A 20,489-nucleotide genomic window follows, 5' to 3' on the forward strand; every position below is an offset into this window, starting at 1 on the left:
GCATTTTTTACTATTACATCGCCGTTACTAGATTTAAGCTCGACACGCCCTTGACTCCCAGCTATACCATCTGTTGCAAACTGAATATTTCCTACAACGAGTTTGTTATCCACATTGACATGTATCCAGCTGCCGCCCGTATAGTTTTGGTGGTGTATGTTTTCTATATTGACTTCACTAGCCTGTTTTACTTCTAGTTCAGCGGCAAAACCTTTACCAAGCGGTTGGTAAGGATTTGTGAGTGTTGTAATATTTAACTTACCGCTAATAGTAGCAGTAAGCTTTTTTTGTGTTGAACCAAAGATTGTTGATGGACCTTTGAAATTTAACTCTTTGATCGTCGCATTAGTCGCATTTAAGGTGCTACTGCCATCATCTATTGTTACAGAATCTGAACTAAAATCTTGCCCTCCATTTCCTAGACTTTGGCGAAAACCTGCCCCATGTGGTAGATCTTGTGTTGGTGTGAATCTACCATTTACAATATCACCTGACATATTAAGTTCTTTTGAGCGAAAGCTAGAGTTTGTGATATTAAGTGAGTGTGTTGTAAGTTCTGTATAATTTGCTTTTGTTAAATCAAGTGTGCCATTTGTGATAATGACCGACCCAAAGTTTAGCTTTGAGTTCTTTGCGGTGATATTTATCTGTCCGCCACTCATGCTTATATCTGTATTATCTATAGTCAGATTCTCTGTTTTTTCATTGCCGATATTAATGCCACCGCCATTGATATTTTCTATGTTGAATTGTGAATTTTTTATATCGATTCCTTTGCCATTTAAAGCAGTAGTTGAATTTTGTGTACCTGCACGATTTACACTGATATTTGCCCTATCTAATGTGAGATTATTGTTTGCATTAAAAGTAAGATTTGCTCCACCGCCCGTTCTCCATCCATTTCCCGTGCCTATTTTCCCAGTAAGAAAAACTTCCTTTGCATTGAAGGTTGCATTAATAAAACCTAGCCGACCGCCTGAGCCAAACCAATGTCCATTATTTGTTGGACTTTTTGAGGTGTTGCCAATGATTAATGTGCCGTTTTGATAGTTTTGTGTAAAACTTCTACCAAAGGTGCTGTATGTTGTCCCCATGTTGTTACTATAAAATATATCATTTGAGTTATCATTTTTGTTGTATAGATTGTAAATATCGTTTTGAATATTCTTAGCAGCATATGAATAATGACCTACACCAAGCAAAATAGCACTCAATACAAAAGCTTTTACTTTCATGGCTCTAACCCCCATTTTACTAGCCTCTCTTAGGATCAACTATTTGCAATAGCAAATAAAATACTGCATGATTCTACAAAAAAAAAAAAACAAATTCAAGTAAATTCTATAAAAAGTAAGTAAAAGTTACAAATTTTATAGAATCTGTGTGGATTTTGTATATATTTTACACTTTTTTGATATGTTGCAGTGATTTGATGGATTGCGTTGTGTGGTTTCTGGAATCTTATCATGTTGAGTTAAAAAAAAAGATATTTCGACTTCGTCTCAATATAACAAAAACGCAATTTTATATTAGATTTTTCGCTGTCGCTCAAAATGACAAATGATACTAGATTCTATGCTTAGATGTTTCGCTTTGCTCAACATGACAAATAGTTGAGTTAAGAAAAGATATTTCGCTATCATTCAACATGACAAGGTGGATTCAGTATGAATGGATTTTATTCTTAAAAAAGAAATTCTGTTTTATTTGGTATGAATAAATAGAGTTAAAAAACTAGATTAAGCTAGGGGTTTTAAAACTAGCTATTCAATCAAGATTTTAACTGCTCTTCTATCTGTGCTTGTATCTCATCTTTGCGAGTTTGCTCTGTGTTATCTGGCGGTGAAGTTTCATCTTCTTTTTTTTCTGGATTCACAAACTTAAGAATAATAATGGCAACACCATATAGCACAACCATAGGTAATGCAAATAATAGCTGCGAGATAACATCTGGGGGCGTTACAATCGCTGCGATTATAAAGATAGCTACAACTGCATAGCGGAATGACCGCTTCAGCGTATTGTCTGTGATAAGCCCTATTTTACCTAAGAAAAAAGCCATAACAGGCAATTCAAACACAAAACCAAAAGCAAGCATAATGCGGATAAAAAACGATAGATATTCATCACTTGCAATGTTTGCTTCAACGACTTCATTGCCAAAAGCAAGCACATAGCGAATGATAAGTGGAAATACGACTTGATAGCAAAAAAATAGCCCCAAGCCAAACATAAAGCTACCAAAAAACACAAAGGGTAAAATAAGCTTTTTTTCGTGCTTGTATAAGCCCGGAGCAACAAAAAGCCATAACTGCCAAAATACAATAGGCACAGATATTACAAATGCTGCAAAAAAGCTGACTTTAATAGCTACAAAAAGGTATTCTGCCGGGGCTACTTGTATAAGTTTGCCTTTGATACCACTGCTAAAAGCATGAGAAATTGGCGTTTGCACCCATGTAAAAATCTCTTCATGGAAACTAAAACAAGCTACAAAGCAAATCACAACGCTTAAAAGAGAAAGCATAAGCCGCTTTCGCAAGTCTTGTAAATGTGGTCTCAACTCCTCAAACATATCTATACCCCAAATGTTTTATGATTTTATAGAATCTTTTTGTATGGCTTGTGATTTTAGATGAGATTCTATAATAGGTTGTAGTTAAAACAAAATTAAGCATGATTTGCCTTATTTGCAGATTCTGTTTTTTCTGCGTTTTGTGCGGGATTAGAATCTAACTTATTATCATTTTGAGTTTTTGAAAAAGGTGAAGAATCTTGTTGAGATTCCATGCTAGATATTTCGCTACGCTCAGTATGATAATTTGTTGTAGCTAGATTTCTATTCGCTTCTTTGGTGGCGGGATTTAGGTTGTAATTTTTAGAATCTAGATTCTCTCTATGTTGTTGCGTCCTAAACTCCGCATCCCACTCAAGTGGATTGGAATCTGGCTTATTTATAGAATCTGCATGATTTGTTGTTAGATTTTCATTATGAGTGCTTGTAGATTCTGTATTATTTGTCTGTGTGTCAAGCTGGATTGGCTTTGGATTGTAGTCTTTAAATAAATGCTGCACATCATTTATGCCCTTTTGCATATCCTTTTGTATATCATCTATATTTAGTTCTTTGCTAATATCTACGCTGTGTTCTAGCTTCTCTTTATAGGCTTGTGCCTCTTTTTTAATCTCTGCTAGATTTACTTCTCTATCAAGCGTATCTTTTGCATCTTGCATGGTCCTTTTTACAACACGCACAAATTTTGCCATTTCAATCAGTGCATTTGGCAATTTATCAGGTCCTAGCACAATAATGGCAACTATCACTATAAGGATAATTTCACCGATTCCAAATCCTAGCAAGAATGCCCCTTTACATGCTACTTATTGCTGCATATCTTCTAATACGCCTTGCACTTTATGGACAGAAGTTTTTGTTGTCGCAAAGAATACTTCAACGCGATTGTTTGCACGGCGATTGACTTCACTTGTATTTGGCACGATAGGATTATACTGCCCATAGGAAGTGAAAGAAAGTCTAGCAGGATCGACACCCCTACTCATTAGATATTCCATAACATTTGATGCTCTGGCGGCTGCAAGCTCGTAGTTATTACGATAGCCTGCCGGGCTTGAATTATCCGTATAACCCCTAATATTTATCGTAACTTCTGGTGGCATTTTTGCAATCGCTGTTGCAAGTAGATCAAGCTCTGTTTTTCTGTCTTGATTCACAAGATCTGCAGTGCCGGGCTCAAATAGAATGTCCGAAGGAAGTCTTAGAGTCGTTCCTTGCTCGATTTGTTCTAACAAACCACCATCTTGTATAAGGTTTGATAACTGCGTGATAGTTACAACCGTGGTTGGCGCATTAAGGTTTGTAGAAGTATTTTTTAGCGTATCTTTTGTTTCCTGCCTAACGGTTCCGGGATCTGGTGGGATAATCATTACAGGCATGGTGCGTTCTGGCATAGGCGTTGCGTCAAAAATAGTAATCAATGCTTCTGTAACCGCCTTTACTCTTGAAGTATTAGCCGCTGAAATCGCATAAAGCGCAATAAAAAGTGCGAGTAGAAGTGAAAGGAAGTCCGCATAAGGAACAGCCCATTTCTCTCCCGCTGGACATTCTTCACATTTACATTTCTTTGCCATTGTCTATATCCTTAAATTCTATTACATTGAAATTATTGTATGCTAAATATGTATAGCTTTTAGATTCTAAAGTTTTATAGAATCTAGCCACACATTCAACATGCCTTTTGCGATATACCTTTTTGTATTGTATGTAGCATTGCATACTATTCAAATTGTGATATTTTTGGCTCACCCGGTGGGATAAATCCTAAAAGTTTCGCTTCTAGGTTTCTTGGGTTATCCCCATTTGCAATACCTACAACCGCTTCTAATATCATTACTTTTTCAATGATAATATCATGTGATTTTGCCTTCATCTTTTGACCAAATGGACCAAAGATCGCATACGCACCCATAATCCCTGTAACAGTCGCTGTAAAAGCACCACCGATACCAGCCGCCATAGCCGCTGGGTTATCAAGTAGCGTAAGCGCAAGGATAAGACCGCACACCGCACCAACAAGTCCCATCGTAGGACATGTCTCACCAAACTGAATCCAATAGTGTGCCGCACTATGATAGTAATGCTCTAGCTGCTCGATTTGAATCTCCATATCTTCACGCACATCTTTTGCTTCGCGTCCATCAATAATCATTGACATTGCTTCTCGTGTGAAGTCATCTTCTAGTTGCGATACTCTTGATTCAAGTGTTAGAAGTCCATTTTTACGCGCTTCTGAGCTAAACTCTACCATTTGTCTAATGGTATTATTCATATTTACCTTTGGATTCACAAAAACGATTTTTAATTCCTTAAATGCCGCTTTTACTGCGTGTGCGTGTGTGGCTGTCATCGCACACATCGCCGCAGTCGGAATCACGATGATAACAGAGCTTAAATGCACTAGATGAACAGGGTTTCCGCCCTCTAGTATATCCCCAACAGAAAAGCTTGTAATCGCCAAAATAATACCTAAAATACTCGTTAAATCCATACCCATCCTCTCTTCACAATTAGATTTGAATTAAGCAAATTATATACCATGCTTTGTGGTTTTTTGGCTATCGACTGATTTCTCTTTTTGTCATTCATGATAAGCCTTTAATTCTTTAATGCCATTTTCTTTAGAGCATACGCGACAATCAGCATTTTTATGAATGGCTACTTTTCTAAAATTCATCGTTTTAATATCCATGGTTAATAGCGTATTTGTGAGTAATTCACCAAGATTTAGAATATATTTAATCGCTTCGCTTGCTTGTATGCAGCCAATAATGCCCGGGACTACGCCAAAAAGCCCCGCACGAAATATAGCATTTAACTCTTTTGCGGGCGGCTCATCAAAAGCACATGCAAAACATGCGCTTTCATGTGGTAAAATCGTCATAGTTTGCCCACGATATTTTAAAACACCTGCATGGCTAAAGGGCTTATTAAGCAACACACACGCATCGTTGATGAGAAATTTACCTGCGAAATTATCAGTAGCATCGACAACAAAGTCATAATTTTGCATAATCGGCATGGCATTATTTGTTGTGAGTTTTTCAAAATAAGTGTCAATTCTTATATTTGGATTGAGATTTTTCATCTTTATTTGTGCTGATGTAATCTTTGCTTTGCCTATATCTGAAGTCGCATGTATGATTTGCCTTTGTAAATTACTCACTTCTACAATATCATAATCTAATATGCCAATGCGACCTATACCAGCGGCTGCTAAATACAAACATACAGGTGAGCCTAACCCACCAGCACCAATCACTAAGACCTTTGCATTACTAAGCTTTTTTTGCCCTTCTTCACCGACATCTTCAAGCATTAAATGTCTTAGATAACGCTCTTTTAATACTTCTTCTTTTTCCATATTATCCTACTCTAAACTTTATGCAATATATTTTATCCATGCGGGTATATTGCGAGATTCTGCAAATACTGAAGTGTCTCCACCATGTCCGGGGTGTATAGGTAAGTCTTCTTTGATTTGCAAGAATCTTTCTAAAGATTCTCTCATATCATTGCTATTTGAATATGGAAAATCATATCGACCAATACTTCTTTGAAAGATAAAATCACCGCTAAAAATATGCCCACACACTTCTATAATGCTACAACCGGGTGTATGACCGGGAAAATGCCAATAAGTTACATTAATACCATTTATATTGAGACTTTTAGAATCTTTATCATTTTCTACATATACATCTGCCTTGCATGGTGTTAAGCCTAAGTTGAAACAATCAGATTCTAACATAAAGGAATCTTGAATGGGGCAATACACTTTTGCCTTTGTTTGCTCTTGTAGCTTGGCGGTATCCCAAATATGATCAAAATGCCCATGTGTGATAAGGATTGCTTGTAGATTGTTTGTGTTTTTTAATACCCATTCAGTTGCATTAAAGCCGGGATCTACTACAAACTCAAAATCATCAAATTGCAATATATAGGCGTTTGTTTGATATTCTCCAAACGCACATTTTTGAATCTTCATACCATAACCTTTTACAAAAAGATTCTATAATTAACTAAACTTCACAAAAATCATAAATAAAGGGCTTATTTTATCACAAACTTCTTTAAGTCTTAATAAAAATCTTGCAAGATGTTACTGCATTTTTTTGCGTTTATTTGCAAGTTTTGCAAGGTAGGTGCAAGCATCAGCATTTTGCAAATAACATGCTTTTGTGTAATATTGCATAGCATTTGCTACATCTTCATTTACATCTTGTGTAACGCCCCTTTCATAAATAATACCTAGATTAAGACATGCTGCGGGATAATCGCCCCCACACGCTTGATTGAAATAATGAATCGCCTGTGCATAATCGCTTGTAGTTTTTGCATAATTATAACGCAAAACACCGAGATTAAAACATGCTACATTATCTCCCATATTACAACTTCTGCCATAATAATTTTGTGCTTGCATTAGATTTGTGCTTTGCCCGTTTTTATCCTCAAGATTCCCACTATATATAACGCCTAGATTCTGACATGCTTCCTTATTCCCAGCTTTACATGACTTTGCGTAAAGCTCCATTGCCCTATTATTTTCTATCCTTGCATTTTCTTCTTCTTTCTTCTCTTTTTCTCTTTCTGCTTTTGTGCTATGCTCGTAGAATGCAAGGTTATTACACGCATCATAATTGCCACCATTGCACGCTTTTGTGTAAAATGCCATCATCGCATTATAATACTCTGCCTTTTTTCTCTTTCTCTCTCCCCGAGAGAATCTTTTATCAGAATCTAGACTATCAAGCAATTTTCCCTGCACAATCCCAGCAGATAAACATGCAATATAGTTATCCTGCTCACACAGCCTTGCAAAAATAGGCAGGGCTGCTTCTAAATTGCCCCTTTTGTAGAGATTATATGCAGAATCATAATCAGCTTGTGCGTTATATTGATCATCATAATATGAGTTTTGGTATGAATTTTGTCCATAAAAATTTGGCTTATAATAAGAGTTGCTTTGCCCCCAGTAGCTTTTTGCATGCAAGATTCCAAAAAGCGACATAGTGGCAAATACCATAAAGGACTTTTTCATCATATTTACTCCCAAACAATTGATTTTTATATGAAATTATATTAGTATTTCATGGTTTTAGAGAAAAACTTTGCAATAGTATCGAGGAAACTTTGAAAAATTTTATCTTTTTTGTGTTAATTGGGCTTTTTTTATCCGCTTGTTCTCCATATAGCACACAAATTAAGAGAGAATACGATACACAGCACTACACACAAACTTATAAAACATTACAAAAAGCTACAAAAGATAAATCAAACGACTGGCTTTTGTGGAAAATGCAGTCCGGCTTTCTCACATTTTCATATTTTGGAGCGCATTTTAGTATTAATGATTTAGAAAAAGCGGAAGAGCAGTTCAAAATCTATGAAGCAAAAGGGCTATTATCAAACATAGGTGCAAATGTTGGAGCGACTTTAAGCAATGATATGGCTATGCCTTATCGTGGCATGATTTTTGAGGGAGCATTGCTAAACTTTTACAAAGCCCTTGCATTCTCTAGTTTAGGGGATAATACACAAGCAAGGATTGAATTTAATCGTGCGAATGATAGGCAAAGAAGGGCAAAAGATTATTATGCAAAAGAGATAAAAAAAGCACATGATAAAGTGGTAGAAGAGGCAAATAAGAAAACACAAAGCACACTCTATGAAACAAATACAAGAGATTCTGAAATTGATAATATTTTAAAAACACGATATACAAATCTAGAGCAGTTTGCGATATATAGAGACATGATAAATCCGCTTATCCCCTATGTTTCTGGCGTATATTTTATGATTGAGAGAGATTTTGCTAAATCGACTGATTTACTAAAAGAATCTTATGGTATCAGTAAGATTCCATTTGTAGCACAAGATATGCAGATTCTAGAATCTCGTAAAGGCAAACGCGATCATCAAAAATTTACTTGGATAATTATTGAAGATGGCACATTGGCACGAAAAGAGGGGCTAATCATTTCACAACCACTTGTAACCGGTGGCGGTATCAATGCAATAAATCTAGCCTTGCCAAATCTTGTTAATGGAAAGCCTACATACAGCGATTATAGAATCAACACTACAAATGCGGAGATTCTAAGTGATGTAAGCAATCTGTTTGCAAGTGAGTTTGAAAAACAGCTTCCATCAATCATCACTCGTGCGATAGTTGGGGCATTGCTAAAGTTTGGCATTACAGAAACGATTAATACAGTGGGTGGGAATTATGGTGCGATTATTGGACTCGCAAGCACTTTAGCTTTTAGTGCGACTACTGCGGCTGACTTACGCTCAAGTCTTATTTTGCCAAATAGCGTATGGATTGCTAGAATTCCCAATACAGAATCTAGTGTCAAAATTTATGGTAATAATGAAAAGTTGCTAGAGATTCCCATAACAAAAGAATGCAACGCAAAACTAGCGAGAATGGCAAGTAAAAATGAGCTAGATTCACTCATTAAAGCAAAGCCTAAAGACATTTCTGCTAGAATCAAGCTTTTTAAGCAATACTATGAAAATGGCAATGAAGATAGATTGTGCGTCTTAACAGACAATATCATGTATGTGCGTGTGCATCGTGGCACAATCGCTCATACCATTATTAAAGGAGATTAGATGTATAAATGGACAAAAGTTGTAGTAACAAGCGTTGTAGCTTTGAGTATAGTTGGTTGCGGTGGCAAGGTAAGCTACGTTGATACGCAAGATTCAGTAGAATATACGAGTGCAGGTATAGATTATCACGATATTGAAGCAGCGGTGCATAAGAGTGTGCAAAGTCTTTTAAATAGCGAATATGTAATGAGTTTGGAGAAAAAGCAAGTCCTTGCTATCTCTGATGTAGTCAATGATACTATGCAGCAAGTCGATGTGCGAGGACTAACAAGCAAGGTAGCAAGAGCTATGCGTAAAAGCGGGAAATTCCAGCTTACAAATGCTATTAGCGGTAGTGGTGGGCAAACAGATAATATGATTTATAATGCAAGGGATTTAAGAGATAATGATGAGTTTAATCAATACACAACAACAGAGAAAGGCACACTCATCGCACCAAATCTCTCACTATCAGGCATTATCGTGCAGAAAAATACAAAAGTAGGTAAAAAACAAAGAGTAGATTACTCATTCACTCTAACACTTACAAACATAAAAACAGGCATGGTAGAGTGGGACGAAAATACACATATCATAAAAGTCGCTCCAAATAGCAAGGTTTCATGGTAGATTCTATATTATTATGTGCTGAAATAGAATCTTATTGAGTAGATTCTAGATTTTCAACCATTTGTGTGGGTGCAAAATTTATGGAATCTAAAAATCTGCATACACCATTACCCAAATCATAAGATTCTAACTCCTTGATACCAGCTATATTTTTACAACATGCACCACAACTAGTGCATGGAAAACCTGCATTATGAATCTCTTTCATAGTATAACCTTATAGAGCGATTAACGCCCTGCCTTGCGTAGTGAGAGATAACACAGCTTTAGTCCATTTGCTATAGATTAATGCGTGATTTTTTGTAAGATTAAAGGCTTTTATCATCTCATCAATCACTCTTTTTTCTTCTGGGTGGATATTATCCACATGCACAACATGCTCTGCAAATACCAATGCCATAACTTCTAACAACATAATGCGTTGGCTTTGTGGATTCCTAATCTTTGCAAATGCGTTTGCAAGACTAAAGCTATCTTCACAATTCTTATCATAGCTAATATCATCAATCTGCATTTCTAAACAATAAGTCGCAATCACTGCTTTTTGCGTATCAGAAAAGTCATTATTGCTCCATGCAAGATGGTGTGCTATCTCTAAAAAACGCCACTTTTTCATCTTTTTCAAGTAGATTCAAAAACATACAAAAACTCCTAAAATAATCTATCAAGAACAAGTCTTGTGAGATTGCATTCTACAAAAAAACAAGTCAAGGGTAAATAAGAAACCCAAATAGCTTAACCATATTTACAATTTCTGCATAACAAATTAAGTAGAAAAGAAAAATAAAATGACAAAATATAGCATTAGATGTTGTGATAACTTTTTATTTTGAGTTACATAGTATGAGATGACTTCTATGTTGCTATCATTCATTCTATCACGTATGATAAGGGCTAATAAATCAGCAATTTGTGCTAGTTTAAAGGCCTAGGATACAACTTGAATACTATCAATTACGATGAATTTGTAAGGGGTAAATCCAGTATCCTAGTTTGATTTCACGCACAAAAAAGGGGATAGATAGAGCTTAAAAAGTATTGTATTGCACATTCTAAAGGATATTTGCCCCCAACAACTTTGTTGATTATAGTCTTAATGTTCTTAACTCTTTTTTTTGCATATACATCATGAATATTAGACTTAAGCCACATAGATTTTACTTCATGGGACAACATATATAATATGTAATCTAGCAACAAAGCGTGTGATAGAGCATGTTAAGAATACAGCAAGGAATGAGAACTAAAATCTACAATCACAGAGATTATGCAAGATGATGAAGTGAGAAACAAAAAAGCGTGTATGCATACCCGCTAAGTGGTAATAAAAGGCTTAAGTCTAAGGGCGTTTGGTAATAACATAAAAAGGGCAACATATGAGAAGCAAAAAGAAATCGGTACCAATAGCGATGGGGATATAAAATGCATAAAACGCCCACATGAAAATGGAAGGCTTAATATAAATCAAATGGAATCCGACCATATAATCCCTTGGAACAAAGGTGGAAAAACAAGGGAGATAACTGACAAATATTATGTAAAGAGTGCAATAAAAAAAAGAGTGCTAAGTAGATTCTATATAGAATCTAAAAGCGAGAGTGAAATAAATAGTTAGACCAAGTGCTAATGACCAATATATACAATAGCCCAATAAGGCTAAAGATTACACACGACTTTTATCAATCGCTTGATTTATATCTTCTAGCAAATCTTTGCCATACTCAATGCCAACAGATAGGCGGATAAGATTTTCAGCTATCCCCATAGATTCACGCAAATCTTTAGGAATAGAGGCGTGAGTCATACTCGCAGGGTGGCAAAGCAAGCTCTCTACGCCCCCCAAACTTTCAGCTAAAACGATGATTTTTGTGGATTTAAAAAAGATTCTATAATCATATTCTGGCTTTAGGATAAAGCTTAACATTCCCCCGCCACCACGCGCTTGAGAGCTTTGCACTTCATATTCGCTATCGCTTTTTAGACCGGGGTAATACACCTTTTCTACCGCCCTGTGTTCGCTTAAAGATTCTGCTAGAAACAAGGCATTTTCACAATGTCGCTGCATTCGTAAGCCTAGTGTTTTCATACCGCGGATAAGCAAAAAGCTATCAAATGGAGCCAATACACCGCCAATGCTATTTTGTAAGAATCCTATGCGTTCAGCTAGATTCTCATCATCTACCACCACAAGCCCGGCTACAAGGTCGCTATGTCCGCCAAGATACTTTGTCGCAGAATGCACCACAATGTCAATGCCTAGCCTTAAGGGCTGCTGCAAATAGGGCGTCATAAAGGTATTATCCACGATACTTAACACGCCTTTTTTCTTGCAAATTTCAGCGACTTTTGCCAAAGGCGTAACGCTTAGAAGTGGGTTTGCAGGGCTTTCAATTAACACAGCTTTGACTTCAGGGGTTAGGGCAGAATCTAGCGCGTCTAAGTCCCTTGTATCTACGATTTTATAAGTGATATTAAAGTTTTTAAAGACTTTATCTAAGATTCTAAAAGTCCCGCCATACACATTTTGTGAGATGATGATAGAATCCCCACTTTTAAATAGGCTCAAAATCGTGCCAAGTGCTGCCATACCAGAGGCAAAGGCAAAGCCATATTTCCCGCCCTCACATTCGGCAATAAGGCTTTCAATCCCATCTCTTGTGGGGTTTTTGGTGCGAGAGTATTCATAGCCTTTGTGCTTACCTAGCTCATCTTGTGCGTAAGTGGAGGTTTGGAAAATAGGCGTATTTACCGCCCCTGTGCGTGGGTCTGTGGTAGTGCCTGCGTGGATTAGTGTGGTATCAAGTGTGCTTTGCATAGAAATCCTTTTTATAAAACTCTCAAATTTATATTTTTATATATAATAAATTATAAGATTTATATCTTATATAAAAATATAGTTCGCATATACTGAAACTCATGTTATTCTAACAAAAAATTATTTATTTTTGATAACTTAAAGATTGCTTTATGCCGCTTTGATCCTAAACATTAATTCTAAATATTATCCATAGCATGAAACTATGACAAGATTGAGATATAGAATCTCACATTTTAAACTTTTCATATTTATTATACATTTACCCTTGATTTGTTTTTTTGTAAAGTAGCAATGTTGTTTTGATATATTACACTAGGGAGCAAGGCTATGACAAAAACGATAGCAATTGAGGAATTACAAAGATTTGATAATGTGCGTTTTAATGAAGATAATGCACGTGGTTTAATTGATGAAATGTCTAGTGGTTTAAAACTACCAGAATCTATGAAAGCAGAATTTGATCGTAAAATGGTAACGCTTTTTCAGCAAACAAAGATAATAGCAGGTAAGCTGATTAATATCGGTAGAATCGTATTTGCAAAGATCTATCAATTTATACAAGATAACCCAAACTTAACATTAGGCACTATTATCGGTGCAGTGTTTGGCTCATTTCTTGGTATGATGCCACTTATTGGTGATGTATTATCCCTTATATCCCCATTTCTTGGTGCAGCTATCGGTGGATATATTGACTATGTGAATAAAGGGGGTAGAGAGCTAGATAGCACTCTTCAGCAGGTTATCGCAGGTGCAACACATACTACAAAAGAGTTTTTTAAGCTTTTAGTAGAGATTTTTAAGGCATTAAGGAATGATTTTTAAACTACATATTTAACATTGAAAGGAATGCTATGGCAGAGAGAGAAGGAAGTACCGTGGGTTTCGAACCACTCGATTCACAACAGCAATGGGATCAAGCTTACGCAATACTTACCACAACAGAAAATGCTGGTGAGATTATAAGTATTATAGGCAATGCTTCTAGTGATGAAATAGGGTATTATCAAGATAAAGCATTTAATATACTTTTTTGTAGCACAGAGGCTACTACTGGATTTCTTGAGTATTTGAGTAGTGGCGTTTCAATGGCTACTGCTGGGGCTGCTGGCGGCTTTACAGCAGCGACACTTGGGACTAGCACAGTAGCAACTACTACGGGCGGTATTTTTGGTTTGTTTGCGACTACCACCGTTGCAACAGTTGCTGCACCTGTAACGCTTATCGCTGGGGCTACACTAGGTGGGATTGCACTTGGCTATGGTGCATATAAACTTATAAGCAATTCTGCAAAAGATAAGGGTAAAGAAGAGCATTTTAAAGAGACAAAGCAACAAGGTAGATATAACATAAATCCTGTAAGGACACTTAATCCTTTCGTGCTTTTTCATATAGAAGGCAAAAGTCTTATTGAAGCATATGAAATCCTAGCACATTCATCACCAAGTCAGCGAGATATGGAAGATTTCTTAAAGATTTTTGATGCTAATGCTATGTTAAATGCAAATTTAGTGCAAAAAGGGATAGAAGAAGGACACAGCAGTGTAGAAAAGACTATGCGTAATCAGTTTAAAAGCTATCTGCTTAACTATGTGGCAACACTAAAACGGCGATACAAAACTACAAATAAAGATCTCATTCATCGCTATATAGCATTTGTAGAGTTTAATAATGAGTATATTACCCCGCGTGTAGTCCAAGCAGAAAAAAGAGAAATGCTTGATGGGATACAAAAAGGCAGTATAGTAGGTATTACAGAAAATGATCTAAAGTTTGAAGAGTTTCGTGCGCTTTTTAGCATGTATAAAATGCTATTAAATCATTCTCAAAACACTTCAAAACAGATTAAATTACAAAAAGAAAAAATGTATGAAAGAGCTAAAGAGTTTGGGGCAACAGAGATGTTTGAAGAGATATTAGCAGAACATCGCCTTGTAAAGCTTGATGAGACAAATTACATTAGATATTTGCAAGAAGTTGTAAGTGTGCTTGATAGCAAAGAGGCACGAGCCTTTATCAATGATTTAGCAAATGATATTTCAGAATATATGCTTGTAGATTCTGTAATGGAACCTTATGAAAAAGAGATAATGCAAAATATCGCAAATACCTTTTCAAATCTGCTTGATACAAGCAGCAATAGAAGTGCAACAAAGGATATGCTTAAGGCAGATGGCTTTATCTTATCTAATTAATGTTGGTTTGAGTCTTATTGCAAACAATCACCATAGATTTAATCTTGGCTTTAAAATCCCAACTTTGGCATAACGCCTTCACTAGAAGGCGACATGGTAATCTCTCCAAACACTTATAAAACGAATACAATATGATACCTTACTGATCTACTTTGTATGGCACATCATTAAGTCTCCTGTGCCTTTAAAACAAAGTATTAGAGATACAGGTAAGTCAGAAGGATTAAACTTTCTATCTTATTAGCCTTATTGCCTATATATTTAACCTATTTTAATTTCTTCTTAGTCCACATACCTATGTTCTTTTTCTGTGTTTTTTACAACTTTTGGTTTTAAATATTACTAAGATTTTGCATCGTGTAAGTATTGTGTAGGTAAGAATAGATTGCAAAAAAACTACGATAGATTCCAATGCGTTTTAGTATAGAAAATATATTCTTGTGTTAAAAGTGTTTGGTGAAATATTTAGAATAACAGATTGTAGTAATTTATGGATTCTTTGTTATGTATCCATCAACACCATTTGCAATGCCTTTGGCGATTAGGGTTTGATAGCTTGTATCCTTTAATCGCTCTGATTCTACTGGGTGAGAGTTATAGCCTATTTCAATAAGGATTGAAGGCATGAGAGCACCTACAAGCACCCAAAATGGTCCCTCTCTTACACCACCATCAAGATTCTCATTATATTTTGTGCGGATTTGCTTTAGGATACCTGCTTGCACATCCATACCAAGCTTATTTGAAGCGATAATCCTTTGTGATGTAAGGAATGAAGCAATGGTTGTTGGCGAATATTCCGCCATGCCTTGATTTTCAATAGCAGCGGCATTTATCGCCCTCTCTGTCCTTGCAGTTGATAGAAAATAGGTTTCTACGCCTTTTGGCTGTCTGCTCGAACCTGCTGGTATTGAGTTTGCATGAATAGATATAAACAAATCCGCATGTATCTCATTTGCCATTTCTGTGCGTCGTTGCAGCTCAATAAATATATCCGTGTTTCTTGTCATATAGACCACATAGCCCCTTCTAGAAAGCTCTTGTGCGGTGAGTTTGGCTACGCTTAAAACAATATGTTTTTCGCAAGTTTTAGAAATACCTTGTGTGCCACAATCTTTACCGCCATGACCGGGGTCTAGGATAATAATTTTTTTGCGATTTTTACTCATTGGCGTTGCTTTTGAAACAAGTATTGGCTTTGGCTGATTTGTGTTTGCAGCTGGTTTTGGCTTGGGCTTTGGTGATTGTGGCTTTTGTGTTGTGGGTTTTGCTTGTTGTATGGGCTTTTTTTCTGGTTGCTTTTCAGGTTTTTTTGAACTTGCGATTGGGACTACACTTTGTTTTGCATTTTTTTCTTTGATTGCGATGTAGAGATGGTTGCCTTTGATATTGTATTCAAATTCAGTTTTTGAGGTGAGAGTGATAAGCACACGAAGTCGCTGTTTGTTGTTTTGTGCGATTGTGATTTGAGTGTTATTTGGGAAGTTATACTCTTTTCTACCCGTTGGCACATATATGCCGTATATGTCTATAAAAGTGCTTGTATCACTTAGTTTATGAACGCTGATTTCATCTTTTTTAATTGCTCTGTTTGCATCAATCCTAAGGCTTGATGCACCAAAAGGAATAGTATTTAAAACGCGCAGTGTGTCGGCTTGTAAACTGCTTATAAGCAAGAAAAAAAGCACAATGCAACGCATACATATCCATTTAGCGTTGTGTTAATTCATCAACTAATGCTTTAACGCTCAAAATCTCTTTTACGCGATAGCCATTTGCACCACTGAAATATAAACCCTCTTCAAGATTCCCTAAATGTCCCTTGCCTAAGCTATCAGCTATGCAGTAACCCACTTTTTTTGCTTCCTTGCCCCTTTGACATGGGCTAACGCAGTTGCTAATGCACTGCACTTTTGGGGCATTTCCCTCTTTTAATCTCTGCATTACACCGATCTTTAAAGCTCTTGCTGGATAGCCAACGGGCGATTTTACAAGTTCAATATCATCTTCAGTAATATGTGGTAAGATTTGCTGATAAGCTTTCGCATCACATTCTTTTGTCCCTAAGAATCTTGTCCCCATTTGCACTCCACTAGCCCCTAGTGAAAGCATGGTATCAATATCATTTCTATCCCAAATACCACCTGCAGCAATAATTGGCATAGACCCCCACTGCATAGATTCTGCGACAACTTGTGGTAGAATGTTTTCAAGCTGATACTCTGGCTTAAAACAATCCTCATATTTAAAGCCCTGATGACCACCACTTAAAGGTCCCTCTACGACCACAGCATCTGGCACTCTTTTATATCGCTCACTCCAACGCTTACATATAACACGCAGGGCTTTTGCTGATGATACGATTGGGACTAATGCTACTTCTGGAAAATTCCTTGTAAATTCTGGCATGTTTGTAGGCAGTCCTGCACCTGTAATAATCACATTTGCCCCTGCTTCACACGCATCTTTTACTACTCTGCCATAGTCATTAATTGCATGTAAAATATTTGCACCTAAAGGCTTATCACCGCATATTTTACGCGCATTTTTAAAGATTTCATTCAACGCATTTTTACTATAAAAGTTAATCGCCTCAAAAGGCTTACTTGATAAAATCTTATCAACAAAACCCATATTTTTATAATAGCCCGTGCCAACTGCAGAGATAATGCCTAAACAACCTTCCTTTGATACATTGCCTGCTAACTCGTCCCAACTAATGCCAACACCCATGCCACCTTGAAAAATAGGATATTTTATCGTGTGTTTTCTTATTGTTAAGCTTTTAAATAAATTACCCATTATCCTACCTTATATACTATCTACAACAATAATTTTAGCAAACTTTCTTTTACCAAGTTTTATAATAAACTCGCCTTCTTGTAAAAAGTGAAAATTCTCATCTGTTTGTTTTGCTTGATCTACGCTTAAAGCCCCAGCTTTAATATCTCTTCTTGCCTGTGAAGTAGATGGGCTAAAACCTAGCTCTACTAACACTTTGCATATCCACTCGCCTTTTTGTATCTCTTTTGTTTCAATGTCTTTTGGAATCTCTTTATTGCGAAATATCGCATTGAAGGCTTCTTTTGCTTGCAGGGCTAATTTTTCATTATGAAAACGCGTAGTAATCTCTAAAGAAAGTTCCTCTTTCACAGCCTTTGGGTGCAACTCACCTGTCTCTACACCCCTTTTTAGCTTTGCTATCTCTGCTAAACTTTTTGTGCTAATAAGCTCATAATAACGCCACATAAGCGTATCATCAATACTTAAAATCTTGGCATACATGTCATTTGGGGAATCTGTTACGCCGATATAGTTTTTAAGGCTTTTGCTCATTTTATTTACGCCATCTAGCCCTTCAAGTAAAGGCATAGTCATCACGCTTTGTTCTTTACCACAATTATACGCCCTTTGTAATGCCCTACCTACTAAGAGATTAAACTTTTGATCATTACCGCCAAGCTCAATATCACAATTTAGTGCCACAGAATCATAACCTTGCAATAAAGGATACATAAACTCCACAATAGAAATAGGCTGATTTTCTTTAAATCGTTTTGTAAAGTCATCTCGCTCCATCATTCTTGTAACAGAGTATTGAGCGGTTAGCTGCATGATATTTACACTTGTAAGACTGCCTAGCCATTTACTATTAAAGCAAATATCTGTCTTATCTTTGTTTAGAATCTTAAAGACTTGTTCTTCATAAGTCTTAGCATTTTGTGCTACTTCTTCAAAAGTTAGTGGTTTTCTTGTCTCACTTTTCCCTGAAGGATCGCCTATTGTCGCAGTGAAATCGCCGATCAAAAATTTTACTCTACCACCATAGTTTTGAAAAGTCGCAAGCTTTTGCAATAACACAGAATGCCCTAAATGTAAATCTGGTGCAGTGGGATCAAAACCAGCCTTTACAATAAACTCTTCCCCCTTTTCATAGAATCTTGTTACTAAAGATTCTATATACTCTTTACCGATAAACTCCACACAGCCCCGTTCAATTTCTCGCATGGCTTCTTGCACTTTTGCTTGTAGCGTAGAGTTGGCATTACTTGCTTGCATACTATTGTGTTCCTTTTTTGTTGCAATTTATCTTTCAAATAGGCAATGATACTATGAAATTATAAAGATTTTTATAAACCATTAATGTTATTTTAAGTTTTTGTTGAGAGCAGAGATCGCTTAAGTCCGAAAGTGTGGGCTTTAGGTCCTCTCAAGCGAGGTATTTTGTAAAATCTAGGTCCTTATTTTTTAGATGTTAGACAAAAATTTTTAAATCCCCGTTAGATGTTTCACTACATTCAACATGACAACCATGAGAAACTGGTTTTTGTTACACTATGTGTCATCAATTTTATGCCTCAAGCATTTCTTTTACTTTTTCTAAAATATGTGCGCCTATTGGGATAGCAGAGGTTGCAGCAGGGCTTGGGGCGTTACATACATGCACAGACCTTGGTGTATTTACAAAAAGGAAATCCTCGATTAATTCACCAGAGTTACTCACAGCTTGCGCACGCACACCAGCAGGATATGGGCTTAGATCTTCTTTTGTGAGTTTTGGGCAGTATTTTTGCACGAGTTTGAGATAGCCACCTTTGCAGAATGAATTTTTCATTTCAACAAGCCCGGTTTTTAGATTCTTATATATCACTTTTCTAATGCCTGAATGTGTTATCATCTCTGCAATATCATCGATAGAAATATCAGTTTTTGTGTATCCCTCGCGTTTAAAAGCAAGCACAGCGTTAGGACCAACTGTTACACTCCCATCAATCATGCGTGTCAAATGCACTCCAAGAAAAGGCACACTAGGATCAGGGATAGGATAGATGAGGTGCTTTACGATTTGATTATGCTGACTTTGCAGACGATAATATTCGCCACGGAAAGGGCAAATCACAAAATCAGGCGTAATACCTAGCATTTTCACAAGTTTATCCGACATAAGCCCAGAGCAAGTAACAAGATAGCGGCTTTCATATTGTCCTTTTGTGGTTTGGACTATCATGCCTTGTGAATGCTCCACTAAGCCCACAACCTCCGTGCTATAAAAAATACTTCCACCTTTTTCTTGAAAGCGTTTTGCCATAGCCTGCGTTACTTCCACATAGCTTACAATGCCACTTGATGGGAAGAAAATACCCCCAAGCCCAGTGATATTTGGCTCTCTCTCTTGCAACTCTTTAGAATCTAGCCATGTGCGTTCCAAGCCATTTGCCTCTGTGCGTTCCCATAACGCTTTCATACGCTCTATTTCAAGCGGTGTTGTCGCTACCAATAATTTACCGCAAATGTCGTATTTAATCCCATTTTCATCGCAAAAAGCCTTTGTTGCCTTATTTCCCTCAAAGCAAAACTTCGCTTTCAAACTCCCGGGTGTATAATACACACCCGCATGGATAACGCCACTATTATGCCCAGTTTGATGCTGCCCGGCAGTTGCCTCTTTCTCCAATAATGCGACCTTCATGCCCGGATATGCGTCCATAAGCTGCATAGCGACAGACATACCGATAATACCACCACCAACAATAACAAAATCATATATCATATTTTTTCCCTTTACAACGCATGTGTAACACACATTTTGCTGACTTAGAATCTATAAGTTTAAGATTCTGCATTATAGCTTAAAATTGTATGTTAAAGACTGAAATCCCAAATTACTCGC

The 20,489-nt window shown here is 36.7% G+C and carries 19 protein-coding genes and 1 pseudogene; 5 read left to right on the forward strand and 15 right to left on the reverse strand.

Annotated elements, in window-relative coordinates; genetic code table 11:
• The 8 genes from C6H08_RS01395 to C6H08_RS01430 form a co-directional block, all read right to left on the reverse strand.
• Window positions 1-1,250, reverse strand: a 1,250-nt coding sequence (locus C6H08_RS01395) for a vacuolating cytotoxin domain-containing protein (protein WP_233708425.1), incomplete at its 3' end; no start/stop codon positions are given.
• 521 nt (window positions 1,251-1,771) lie between these two features.
• Entirely contained in the window at window positions 1,772-2,575 is an 804-nt protein-coding gene (gene tatC / locus C6H08_RS01400) for a twin-arginine translocase subunit TatC (RefSeq protein ID WP_034578932.1), read from the reverse strand.
• 95 nt (window positions 2,576-2,670) lie between these two features.
• Complete coding sequence (gene tatB / locus C6H08_RS01405) at window positions 2,671-3,360, reverse strand: Sec-independent protein translocase protein TatB (RefSeq protein ID WP_034565829.1); 690 nt, start codon at window positions 3,358-3,360, stop codon at window positions 2,671-2,673.
• 21 nt (window positions 3,361-3,381) lie between these two features.
• Window positions 3,382-4,149 (reverse strand): flagellar motor protein MotB, encoded by a 768-nt coding sequence (gene motB, locus C6H08_RS01410; RefSeq protein ID WP_034565831.1) that lies wholly within the window; start codon window positions 4,147-4,149, stop codon window positions 3,382-3,384.
• Between the two features lie 146 nt (window positions 4,150-4,295).
• Window positions 4,296-5,066 (reverse strand): flagellar motor stator protein MotA, encoded by a 771-nt coding sequence (motA, locus tag C6H08_RS01415; RefSeq protein ID WP_034578933.1) that lies wholly within the window; start codon window positions 5,064-5,066, stop codon window positions 4,296-4,298.
• Between the two features lie 90 nt (window positions 5,067-5,156).
• Window positions 5,157-5,939: a HesA/MoeB/ThiF family protein gene (locus C6H08_RS01420; RefSeq protein ID WP_104686075.1), complete on the reverse strand. Its 783-nt coding sequence runs from the start codon at window positions 5,937-5,939 to the stop codon at window positions 5,157-5,159.
• An 18-nt stretch (window positions 5,940-5,957) separates the two neighbouring features.
• On the reverse strand, window positions 5,958-6,563 hold the full coding sequence (locus tag C6H08_RS01425; RefSeq protein ID WP_034578935.1) for an MBL fold metallo-hydrolase: 606 nt from the start codon (window positions 6,561-6,563) through the stop codon (window positions 5,958-5,960).
• A 114-nt stretch (window positions 6,564-6,677) separates the two neighbouring features.
• Complete coding sequence (locus tag C6H08_RS01430; protein ID WP_034563588.1) at window positions 6,678-7,622, reverse strand: tetratricopeptide repeat protein; 945 nt, start codon at window positions 7,620-7,622, stop codon at window positions 6,678-6,680.
• A gap of 89 nt (window positions 7,623-7,711) precedes the next feature.
• On the opposite strand from C6H08_RS01430, the gene C6H08_RS01435 reads away from it, so the two are divergent.
• Window positions 7,712-9,196: a hypothetical protein gene (locus C6H08_RS01435; RefSeq protein WP_034578936.1), complete on the forward strand. Its 1,485-nt coding sequence runs from the start codon at window positions 7,712-7,714 to the stop codon at window positions 9,194-9,196.
• Window positions 9,197-9,805 carry a penicillin-binding protein activator LpoB gene (gene lpoB / locus C6H08_RS01440; protein ID WP_005218550.1) on the forward strand — a complete coding sequence of 203 codons (609 nt, stop codon included), beginning with the start codon at window positions 9,197-9,199 and terminating at the stop codon, window positions 9,803-9,805.
• 82 nt (window positions 9,806-9,887) lie between these two features.
• Here the strand turns inward: lpoB and C6H08_RS01445 are convergent.
• Both C6H08_RS01445 and C6H08_RS01450 read right to left on the reverse strand, forming a co-directional pair.
• Window positions 9,888-10,013 (reverse strand): annotated as a pseudogene (locus tag C6H08_RS01445) (YkgJ family cysteine cluster protein); the annotation flags it as partial.
• 9 nt (window positions 10,014-10,022) lie between these two features.
• On the reverse strand, window positions 10,023-10,421 hold the full coding sequence (locus C6H08_RS01450; protein ID WP_233708426.1) for a hypothetical protein: 399 nt from the start codon (window positions 10,419-10,421) through the stop codon (window positions 10,023-10,025).
• A 702-nt stretch (window positions 10,422-11,123) separates the two neighbouring features.
• On the opposite strand from C6H08_RS01450, the gene C6H08_RS01455 reads away from it, so the two are divergent.
• Complete coding sequence (locus tag C6H08_RS01455; protein WP_034564001.1) at window positions 11,124-11,420, forward strand: hypothetical protein; 297 nt, start codon at window positions 11,124-11,126, stop codon at window positions 11,418-11,420.
• 48 nt (window positions 11,421-11,468) lie between these two features.
• Here the strand turns inward: C6H08_RS01455 and C6H08_RS01460 are convergent, their stop codons facing one another.
• Window positions 11,469-12,620 (reverse strand): trans-sulfuration enzyme family protein, encoded by a 1,152-nt coding sequence (locus tag C6H08_RS01460; protein WP_034578938.1) that lies wholly within the window; start codon window positions 12,618-12,620, stop codon window positions 11,469-11,471.
• Between the two features lie 330 nt (window positions 12,621-12,950).
• On the opposite strand from C6H08_RS01460, the gene C6H08_RS01465 reads away from it, so the two are divergent.
• Together C6H08_RS01465 and C6H08_RS01470 are read left to right on the forward strand one after the other, a co-directional pair.
• Window positions 12,951-13,448 carry a hypothetical protein gene (locus C6H08_RS01465; RefSeq protein WP_034563997.1) on the forward strand — a complete coding sequence of 166 codons (498 nt, stop codon included), beginning with the start codon at window positions 12,951-12,953 and terminating at the stop codon, window positions 13,446-13,448.
• Window positions 13,449-13,477: 29 nt separating this feature from the next.
• Window positions 13,478-14,818 (forward strand): hypothetical protein, encoded by a 1,341-nt coding sequence (locus C6H08_RS01470; protein WP_052092851.1) that lies wholly within the window; start codon window positions 13,478-13,480, stop codon window positions 14,816-14,818.
• 488 nt (window positions 14,819-15,306) lie between these two features.
• Here C6H08_RS01470 and C6H08_RS01475 read toward each other — a convergent pair whose 3' ends face one another.
• From C6H08_RS01475 to lhgO, 4 genes are all read right to left on the reverse strand, one after another.
• Complete coding sequence (locus tag C6H08_RS01475; protein ID WP_052092849.1) at window positions 15,307-16,518, reverse strand: N-acetylmuramoyl-L-alanine amidase family protein; 1,212 nt, start codon at window positions 16,516-16,518, stop codon at window positions 15,307-15,309.
• 10 nt (window positions 16,519-16,528) lie between these two features.
• A complete protein-coding gene (locus C6H08_RS01480; RefSeq protein ID WP_034563995.1) occupies window positions 16,529-17,620 on the reverse strand; it encodes a nitronate monooxygenase in 1,092 nt (363 codons plus the stop codon).
• Window positions 17,621-17,629: 9 nt separating this feature from the next.
• Window positions 17,630-18,877, reverse strand: coding sequence for a tyrosine--tRNA ligase (gene tyrS / locus C6H08_RS01485; RefSeq protein ID WP_052099942.1), 1,248 nt, complete (start codon window positions 18,875-18,877; stop codon window positions 17,630-17,632).
• Between the two features lie 292 nt (window positions 18,878-19,169).
• Window positions 19,170-20,369, reverse strand: a complete 1,200-nt coding sequence (lhgO, locus tag C6H08_RS01490; RefSeq protein ID WP_138196232.1) for an L-2-hydroxyglutarate oxidase — start codon at window positions 20,367-20,369, stop codon at window positions 19,170-19,172.
• Window positions 20,370-20,489 lie beyond the last annotated feature (120 nt).

Source organism: Helicobacter bilis, assembly GCF_900198365.1.
Classification (GTDB): domain Bacteria; phylum Campylobacterota; class Campylobacteria; order Campylobacterales; family Helicobacteraceae; genus Helicobacter_A; species Helicobacter_A bilis_B.

Excerpts from the sequence above, each read along its gene's own strand:
- tatC (WP_034578932.1), bottom strand. The coding sequence starts at position 2,575 with ATGTTTGAGGAGTTGAGACCACATTTACAAGACTTGCGAAAGCGGCTT.
- motB (WP_034565831.1), bottom strand. The coding sequence starts at position 4,149 with ATGGCAAAGAAATGTAAATGTGAAGAATGTCCAGCGGGAGAGAAATGG.
- motA (WP_034578933.1), bottom strand. The coding sequence starts at position 5,066 with ATGGATTTAACGAGTATTTTAGGTATTATTTTGGCGATTACAAGCTTT.
- C6H08_RS01420 (WP_104686075.1), bottom strand. The coding sequence starts at position 5,939 with ATGGAAAAAGAAGAAGTATTAAAAGAGCGTTATCTAAGACATTTAATG.
- C6H08_RS01425 (WP_034578935.1), bottom strand. The coding sequence starts at position 6,563 with ATGAAGATTCAAAAATGTGCGTTTGGAGAATATCAAACAAACGCCTAT.
- C6H08_RS01430 (WP_034563588.1), bottom strand. The coding sequence starts at position 7,622 with ATGATGAAAAAGTCCTTTATGGTATTTGCCACTATGTCGCTTTTTGGA.
- lpoB (WP_005218550.1), top strand. The coding sequence starts at position 9,197 with ATGTATAAATGGACAAAAGTTGTAGTAACAAGCGTTGTAGCTTTGAGT.
- C6H08_RS01450 (WP_233708426.1), bottom strand. The coding sequence starts at position 10,421 with ATGAAAAAGTGGCGTTTTTTAGAGATAGCACACCATCTTGCATGGAGC.
- C6H08_RS01460 (WP_034578938.1), bottom strand. The coding sequence starts at position 12,620 with ATGCAAAGCACACTTGATACCACACTAATCCACGCAGGCACTACCACA.
- C6H08_RS01465 (WP_034563997.1), top strand. The coding sequence starts at position 12,951 with ATGACAAAAACGATAGCAATTGAGGAATTACAAAGATTTGATAATGTG.
- C6H08_RS01470 (WP_052092851.1), top strand. The coding sequence starts at position 13,478 with ATGGCAGAGAGAGAAGGAAGTACCGTGGGTTTCGAACCACTCGATTCA.
- C6H08_RS01475 (WP_052092849.1), bottom strand. The coding sequence starts at position 16,518 with ATGCGTTGCATTGTGCTTTTTTTCTTGCTTATAAGCAGTTTACAAGCC.
- C6H08_RS01480 (WP_034563995.1), bottom strand. The coding sequence starts at position 17,620 with ATGGGTAATTTATTTAAAAGCTTAACAATAAGAAAACACACGATAAAA.
- tyrS (WP_052099942.1), bottom strand. The coding sequence starts at position 18,877 with ATGCAAGCAAGTAATGCCAACTCTACGCTACAAGCAAAAGTGCAAGAA.
- lhgO (WP_138196232.1), bottom strand. The coding sequence starts at position 20,369 with ATGATATATGATTTTGTTATTGTTGGTGGTGGTATTATCGGTATGTCT.